Source organism: Dietzia papillomatosis NBRC 105045, assembly GCF_001570845.1.
GTDB lineage: Bacteria > Actinomycetota > Actinomycetes > Mycobacteriales > Mycobacteriaceae > Dietzia > Dietzia cinnamea.
This window is the reverse complement of sequence record NZ_BCSL01000094.1, coordinates 1-1740: the sequence shown is the minus strand read 5'-3', so window position 1 is coordinate 1740 and position 1740 is coordinate 1. Positions and strand designations below refer to the sequence as shown.

Here is a 1740-nt window from a genome sequence, read left to right as displayed (position 1 = left end):
GCGCATGCTCGCCACGTCGGCCCGGCCGACGGTCGTCGAATGGTGGAGCCGAGGCGTGGCAGTCATGCAACCATCATCCGTGACGGACATCACGCAGGCGGAACGGTCAGGTACCGGTACGGCGGCGATCCACCCAACGGCAGGGGCCCGCGGGTTAGTCCCGAAGTGCATCGCAGTGCCGGCGCTTCAACGCCGAAAGCCCCGGCCGGGGCCGGGGCTTTCGTGTGGTGCGCGATACTGGGATTGAACCAGTGACCTCTTCCGTGTCAGGGAAGCGCTCTCCCGCTGAGCTAATCGCGCGGGTTCTGCGCCCGGACGAGTCCGGACGTAGAGGTGGAGACGGGAATCGAACCCGTGTTGACGGCTTTGCAGGCCGCTGCCTCACCACTCGGCCACTCCACCGCAAAGGTATCGAGCCTGGTGAGGACGTCCTGGCTCCTCGATCCCTCCGAGCGGATGACGGGATTCGAACCCGCGACCCTCACCTTGGCAAGGTGATGCGCTACCAGCTGCGCCACATCCGCATCGCTTCCCGGCTCGCTGTTGCTCACCGCGTTGCGAGAATGAACATTAGCCGACGAGTTCCGCGGAACACAAATCCGGGGCCGGAAATGCGGGATGAACTGGGCAGATGTCCGAAATCGGCGCTCCGCAGCCGCCCCCGGCAGTCCCACACGCGGCCCGATCGGCAACCGGGGCCAGCGACGATCTCCGCGACCGCCGCGCCCGTGCCGTTCCCGCAGCGAACGCGCTTGCCGGTCCACGCTGCGATCAGGCCCACCCGGTGGCGAATCCGCGCGGGGCCCACGGCGGGCTCGGCAGACCCTTCGGCGAATTCCACCCGCGGCGCCTCCGAGCGCGCGGCTCAGATTTCGCGTCGCCTGTGATCACTCGCCGGTCGGGTGCGCGGACGGCGGCGGCCGGAGGGGGCGGGGCGCGGCGGGGTCGAGGCGGACGTGACGGGGGAGTGAGGCGGTGGGCCCGTGCTGGGCGGTTGCGAGGATGCGTACCCCGAATTGGGCGGCGGGCCGGGGCTTGCTACAGTGTTCCGGTGCCGAGCGAGAGAGCCCGGCGACATGCGGTCCTATAGCTCAGCGGAAGAGCGCTCCGTTCACACCGGAGAGGTCACTGGTTCGAACCCAGTTAGGACCACAATCACAGCAGAAGCCCTCCCGGACATCGGGAGGGCTTCTGTCGTCGCAGGGGTCGATCGGGGCGCGGGAGCAGCCGGAGCGCAGGGCTGCCCGGCGGCGACGTGTCAGCCGGCGTCGGTTGTGGGCTCCGCGCTGGCCTCCGATGCCTGCTCCAATGCCTGCACGAACACCTCCACAGGCTGCGCGCCGCTCACCGCGAGCCGACCGTCGAACACGAAGAACGGCACCCCTCGGACCCCGAGGCCGCGGGCGGTCTCCACGTCGCGCCGCACCTCGTCGGAGAAATCGTCACCGGCAAGCGTCCGGTCGACCGCGTCGGAGGGCAGGCCGGCGTTGACACCGATCTTCCGGAGCACAGCGGGGTCCGAGATCACCTGCCCCTCGGAGAAGTGGGCGCGGCGCAGTCCCTCGTCCACCTCGTCGGCGCGCCCGTGCTTCGCCGCCAGCGCGGCGAGCCGGTGGGCGTCGAACGTCGAGCAGACCCGCGCCGACCGCCAGTTAAATTCGAGGCCCAACTCGCGGAACCGGGCGGCCATCTGTTCCTGGCCAGCCTCCGCCTCGGCCCGGGACATCCCGTATTTGCGGG

1 protein-coding gene and 4 tRNA genes are annotated in these 1740 nt (G+C 69.8%); 1 reads left to right on the top strand and 4 read right to left on the bottom strand.

Going from position 1 to position 1740, the window contains the following annotated elements; all coding sequences use genetic code 11:
- Nucleotides 1–225: 225 nt before the first annotated feature.
- The 3 genes from DPA01S_RS15905 to DPA01S_RS15895 form a co-directional block, all read right to left on the bottom strand.
- Nucleotides 226–300: transfer RNA gene (locus tag DPA01S_RS15905), tRNA-Val, on the bottom strand.
- A 31-nt stretch (nt 301–331) separates the two neighbouring features.
- A tRNA-Cys gene (locus DPA01S_RS15900) sits at nt 332–402 on the bottom strand.
- A gap of 49 nt (nt 403–451) precedes the next feature.
- Nucleotides 452–524, bottom strand: a tRNA-Gly gene (locus tag DPA01S_RS15895).
- A gap of 556 nt (nt 525–1080) precedes the next feature.
- On the opposite strand from DPA01S_RS15895, the gene DPA01S_RS15890 reads away from it, so the two are divergent.
- Nucleotides 1081–1152: transfer RNA gene (locus DPA01S_RS15890), tRNA-Val, on the top strand.
- 106 nt (nt 1153–1258) lie between these two features.
- Here the strand turns inward: DPA01S_RS15890 and DPA01S_RS15885 are convergent.
- A partial coding sequence (locus DPA01S_RS15885; RefSeq protein WP_198150849.1) for a DsbA family oxidoreductase occupies nt 1259–1740 on the bottom strand: 482 nt, incomplete at its 5' end.